Origin of the sequence: Bellilinea sp., assembly GCF_034432615.1 — a bacterium.
In the GTDB taxonomy this organism is placed as follows: Bacteria; Chloroflexota; Anaerolineae; order Anaerolineales; family Anaerolineaceae; genus Bellilinea.
In genome coordinates, this window is record NZ_DAOUBL010000083.1 from 1 (window position 1) to 5958 (window position 5958).

Genomic DNA, 5958 nt, shown 5'->3' on the forward strand with positions numbered 1-5958 from the left:
CTCGCAAAACACCTCAAAGTGCATACCTTCAGCGCCGAAAACCTGATCCGTCAGGCAAAGCGCTTCAGCCTTACAAAACTGGAAAGCGCTTATAAGCTTCTGCTGGAAACCGACCGGCTGGTAAAATCAGGCCAGGCAGATTTTCAAGTCGCTTTGCAGACATTAATCGTCCAGTTATCGAATCCCGAAACCGTCCATTAACAACCCCCTGACGCCCCGCCGCCCGCCGCCATATTCAACCCGCCGCCCAACATTTTTGCAAGGGCATTTCATCCCCACACTGGCACGAACCTTGTTACCCTAACAGGGTCAGGGATAGATGAAGGTTTTGTTCAGCCCAGCGGAGGTACGATGAAAATCCCTCGTTTTGTTGTTCTCAATGGCCTTGTCCTGATCAGTCTGTTGGTGGTACTGGTCTCCTCTCATCCGGCGCTGGCCGCCAGCGAACCGCCGGGCGAGCCGGTCAGCAGTCTGCCCCCTGAGTTGCAGTCTGCGCTGGATCAGCGGATTAACCAAATCGGCATCCAATCGCTGGGGTTCTTGCTGTATGAACCGCGTGTGGTGGATGTGGAATACTCGGCGGATGGCAGCCTTGCGCTGATCTGGTTTGCCTTTGTGGATCCAGATACCGGTCAATTCATTGAAGGGGAGCCGGGGCTGGCCATCGCCCGGCTGAGCGCACCTGCAGAGGGACAAAAGGGCATTCAGGCGTGGGATGTAACCCTGCAGGCTGATGATGAATGGGGAGAAACCCTGCTGGAAGTCCCGCAGGACCTGTTGAGCGATGAAGTCCGTCAGATGTACATGACCCCCAGCGAGGATAAGAGCATCCTGACCACCACCGTTTACCGCGGCTACAAGCTGCCCTGGCCGGCCGGTGTTTCACACCGCGTTTCGCAGTCGGTCAGCCACAGCACCTGCGCCAACTGGGTGGACTGCCGTTATGCCTGGGATTTTGCCGAGGACAGCCCCAATCAAAACTGGTCCATTCTGGCCGCCAAGGGCGGGATTGTCAAACGGGTCAAGTGGGATATTCCCACCCGCTCGCCTTCCGCCTGCCCGGGTGACGGCACGGTCGGCAATTACATTGTGCTGGAAGACCGCAGCACCACCCCATGGACTTATCAGTTGTACCTGCATCTTGCCCAAAACAGCATCCCGGAACGGCTTCGTACTGTCGGCGCCATTGTTCAGCAGGGGGAATACCTTGGGCTGGTGGATAACACCGGCGCTACCTGCGGCAGCCACCTGCACTTTCACGTCCACACCAACCCCAATTCGTACTGGGGCACTTCTGTAGATATCCGCTTCGATGATGTGGCAGTCAACGACGGCCGCCCGCGCACCTGTTTCGAAGCCGCCAACTGGTCGGCCTACGGCAATCAGTGCAACCCCGGCAACCGCTACACCTCCGGCAACATCGGCACCAATCCGCCGGCCGGCTCGTTGAACCTACCGGCGCCCGGTGAAGAAGTGACCGCGCCCACCGTGCTGGTGGCGGGCACCGCCTGGGATGACCAGCAGGTAACCAACATTCAAATCATTGCCCGCGGGTTGGACGGAGTCTGGAAAGACGTGGGCAGCGGCTTTACCCAAACCCCCTTTGCAGTGGAGGCAAATTTGTGCGCCGCCGGTATCCCCAACGGACCGGTGGATATTGCCCTGCGGGTTTGGGACAATCACGGCAATGTCACCATCCAGCCGCAGGGGCTGCGCACCGTGCTGAAGAAGTACAACTGCCCGGCGGCTGCCCCAACCTGCACACTGACGGAGAACAAAATCATCCTTTACAGCCAGCCGAATTTTGAGGGCAGCTGCCGCGAGTACCTGTGGAACGGCGATATCAGTGTGCCGGATCTGGCGACCGGCGGCTCACCCGTCGGCAGCAACAACACCCAGTCTATCCGGGTTGGCAGCAACGTGCGCGCCGTGCTGTACGACTACACCGGTTACGGCGGGCGCGCCGAAGCCTTCGAGCGGGATGATCCCAATCTGGCCGACAATCCCATCGGCGCCAAGACAGCCTCCTCTCTCAAAGTACAATTGCGCAGTTCAACCGGCCTCGCATCGTCGCTCATCTATCCGACCGGCGGCGTATCCATACCGGCAACCGATTCGATCACGTTGTTCATGTCCTCACCCTCGGCAACCGGCTACGGTTTCACCCTAAACCGCGATGGGCAGTTGTACCAGAGTTATGACAACCTGTCCTTCCCGGCCGTTTCCATTGGCAGCCTGCCGCCCGGCAATTATTCGGTACGCGGCTGCACCAGAGTGGCCGCCAGCGGCGCCAATTGCGCCGACCGCACCGACTGGGTCAATTTCACCGTCACCAGCGCCGCGCTGCCCAACAACAACCTGAAAACCGCACCCTATAGCGACAACATGAACACCAACAATGGCGACTGGCACGCCACCGGCGGCTGGCAGCATACCGGTACACACTGGCGCTACGGCAACGGCAGCTCCTACAGCGGCCGGGGCAGCCTGACTTCCCCGCCCATCCGCCTGCCGGAAAGCGGCAGCCCCTATCTCTACTTCAACTACCGCTATCGGACGGAATCACCTGCACAGTGGTGGGATCAGCGCCGTCTGCAAATCTCGGTGGATGGCGGACCGTTCAGCGACCTGCCCGATTGGGGACAGTTTTACCATGACCCGCCCACCGCCAATACCTGGCTGAACACCCCCAACATGGATCTCAGCCCGTATCTGGGCCGCACCATTCGCATCCGCTTTTACTTCAACACACTGGACGACAACTACAATCAAGGAGTTGGCTGGGAAATTGACAATTTCCAGATTCTGAACACCCAGCCCACCGGCGGTTGTGCCGTCAATCCGGCCAACACCAGTCTGTCCGCCGCCCGCTGGGTCAACATTGGCGAAACCGTGGTCGGCGAAACGTTGTGCGTGCCCGGCAGCCAGATGTACTATCAGTTCTTCGGTTTTCAGGGGCAGAGCATTTGGGCTGAAGTCAACGCCAAAGCCATCGGCTCGCAGTTGGACCCCTACCTCTACCTGCTGGATAGCAGCGGCGGCATCATCACCGAAAATGACGACATTGTCTACCAGCAGAATCAGGACTCTCGCATCGAAATCACCCTGCCTTACACCGGCAACTACTATCTGCGCGTCAAGGCCTGGGATCACCCCGGTGCAGGCGGCGCGGATTACTACTACGTCCTGCGCCTGATGGAATTCAACACCTCGCCGTACCTGCGTTTCATAATTCCGGCTTCAAACTGGATTGCTGGAGGCCCGTTTGAAGCGCGGGTTGAGGTCAACGCCCAGGCCAGCGGTATCAGTCAGGTGGATTTCTACTACCGCGCGCCGGACGCCGCCAACAGCAGCTGGCAGCTGATTGGCAGCGACACCAACGGCAGCGATGGCTGGAGCATCAACATCAACCCGGCCGGGTTCGGGGGAATGGTGGGCGGAACGATCTATGCTCAGGCGCGCAGCACCAGCGGGCAAATCTGGGGCGACTGGCGGTTGAACCTGCAAATTGACGGCGGCAAACCCACCGCGCAGTGGAGCGGCGGCCTGCCCAACCCCAGCGGCTCGACTGCCGTACGACTGGCGTGGAGCGCGCAGGATGATGTTTCCGGCATCAGCCGTGTGGAATTTCAGTATCGCATCAACGACGGCGTCTGGCAGGACTGGAACGTCAAACCGACCGTCGAAAGCGGCAGCATCTGGTTCCTTGGGCAGGCCGGTCAAAAGGTTGAATTCCGCATCCGCGCGGTAGACCGCGCCGGTAATGTGCAGGATTGGCCCGCCGGTGGACAGGTAACTACCCTGCCGGTTAGCTGCACCGCCGGCAGCGACGAACCGGCCAATGACCAGCGTGCGGGCGCCATTTTCCTGCCGTATGAAACCGGTCTGGAACAACAACTTTGCCCGGCCGCCGACCGCGACTGGATGCGCTTCGACGCTCAGGCGGGCAAGCCCTATCTGTTCTTCGGCATTTCACAAGCGGGCGGAGCGGCCCTCAAGATGGGCATTTATGACAGCGCCGGCAATTTGCTCAGCGAACGCTCCGCCGCAGAGTTAGGGCAAAGCCTGACGTTCATCTGGACCGCGCCCGTCAGCGGCACTTATTACCTGCTGGCTGCCCCGCTGCAGGACGGTTTATTCGGCAATGATGTGCGCTACCGCATCTGGTACGGCGAACCGCGCCAGCTGTTCCTGCCGATGGTCAATCGTTGACAACGCGGCGGTATTTTAGCGCAGGTTCGGGATAAGCACAAAAACCCGACCAGCAGCGCAATGAACCTCCTGCGGGAAATTGCCGCGCTTGCTCCGATCGTTCAAAAGAACGCCGATTGTTTATGTCTCACCTGCTTACGGAGGCGATTTCGTTCAACGCAAAGGCGCAAAGACACAGAGAAGCGAAAAAGAAATCTTTGCGTCTTTGTGTCCTGGCGATAAGTCCTTTTTTTGTAAAGCATGGGCTTTCCAGCGCAGGGACAGGCATCGGGCTGGCGAAAGTCCCCCCTCCTGCCTCCCCCAAAATCGGCCCAGCGATTTTGGGGGAGGCTCAGGACAGGGCCGCGCTCGCTCAACAGGATAATCAAGGTTTACGTCATTCCGAGCGAAGCGAGGAATCTCCCCTCTTGCTTATCGAAGGCTGTGCGGGAGATTGCCGCGCTCGCCGCGCTCGCTCAAAAGGACATGGGACTGCTAATGTTGTTCCGGGTGCAGCGACACAAACAAGAATTAAGGCACACTCACCAGTACTGATAAAATGCCCCCTCCCGCGCCTCCCCTATATCGCAAATACGATTTTGGGGGAGGCTAAACTGGATTCGGAAGGGATTCATCCCCAACGGATGTGATTTTAATCGTACCCCAGGATTTCTTTGCGCTTCTTGCCCCAGCGCAGAGCATCGGCTATGCCTTCCTCAATTGAGCGCTGCGCCTTCCAGCCGAGCAGCCTTTCAGCCGTATCGGCATTGGCATAAGCGCCGGCCACATCGCCGGGTCGCGGCGGCATCTCGCGCAGCGGCAGGGGCTGACCATACACCTTCTCAAAAGCCGCCACCAGTTCGCGCACCGTCACCCCGCGCCCGGTGCCCAGGTTAATCACCACATAGTTGTCGGGCGGGTTGCCCGCCCGCTCAAAAACGGCATCAAATTCCAGCACCGCTTTGAGGTGCGCTTCCGCCAGATCCCACACATGGATGTAATCGCGGATGCCGCTGCCATCGCGGGTCGGCCAGTCGGTGCCGGTCAGTTCAAAATAGGGCTGTTTACCCAGCACGGTATCTACCATTTTGCCCAACACCAGCGAGGGGTAACGCACATGGATACCGCTGCGCAGTTTGGGGTCGGCCCCAATTGGATTGAAGTAACGCAGGGCAATGCCCTTCATGCCGTAGGCGACGCAGAAATCCCGCAAAATCATCTCCATCATGTACTTGGTGCGCGCGTAGGGGCTGCGCGGTTTGAGCGGAGAATTCTCGGTGACCATGAAGCCCGGCACATCATCGTAAATGGATGCCGAGGAACTGAACAAAACCCGCTGGCATCCCAGCCGGTTCAGTACCCGGAATAATTCCAGCGATTTGGCAACATTTTCTCGGTAATACTCATACGGTTTTTCAACCGACTCCGGCACGATGATCAGCGCGGCGCAATGGACGGTTGCCTGAATATCGGGGTGTTCAAGAAAAATGCGTTCCAGCAGGGCTTCATCGGCAATATCACCCTCGTAGAAAACCCGCTCACGGACAAACTCACGTTTGCCCACCGAAAGGTTATCCAGAATCACAGGGGTATGTCCGGCATCCAGCAGAGCAGAAGCAACGGTACTCCCAATATAGCCGGCGCCGCCGGTAATCAAAAATTTCATGGTGTCCTCCGGAGATATTTTAACGTCAATTCGGGATAAATCATTTTTACATCAACTTTCGAGTTTCGTCCCCCTCCCGCCTCCCCCAAAATCGCAGGCGC

General features: G+C 58.6%; 2 protein-coding genes and 1 pseudogene. 2 read left to right on the forward strand and 1 reads right to left on the reverse strand.

Going from position 1 to position 5958, the window contains the following annotated elements:
- Together VAE48_RS03920 and VAE48_RS03925 are read left to right on the forward strand one after the other, a co-directional pair.
- Nucleotides 1–201 (forward strand): annotated as a pseudogene (locus tag VAE48_RS03920) (hypothetical protein); the annotation flags it as partial.
- A gap of 150 nt (nucleotides 202–351) precedes the next feature.
- The gene (locus VAE48_RS03925) at nucleotides 352–4212 is read left to right on the forward strand and encodes a pre-peptidase C-terminal domain-containing protein (RefSeq protein WP_322792014.1); all 3861 of its coding nucleotides are present in this window, start codon (nucleotides 352–354) and stop codon (nucleotides 4210–4212) included.
- A gap of 631 nt (nucleotides 4213–4843) precedes the next feature.
- Here the strand turns inward: VAE48_RS03925 and galE are convergent.
- Nucleotides 4844–5857, reverse strand: a complete 1014-nt coding sequence (gene galE, locus VAE48_RS03930; RefSeq protein ID WP_322792015.1) for a UDP-glucose 4-epimerase GalE — start codon at nucleotides 5855–5857, stop codon at nucleotides 4844–4846.
- Nucleotides 5858–5958 lie beyond the last annotated feature (101 nt).

What these genes read in the sequence shown, in the direction of transcription:
- VAE48_RS03925 (WP_322792014.1), top strand. Translation starts at nt 352, where the DNA reads ATGAAAATCCCTCGTTTTGTTGTTCTCAATGGCCTTGTCCTGATCAGT.
- galE (WP_322792015.1), bottom strand. Translation starts at nt 5,857, where the DNA reads ATGAAATTTTTGATTACCGGCGGCGCCGGCTATATTGGGAGTACCGTT.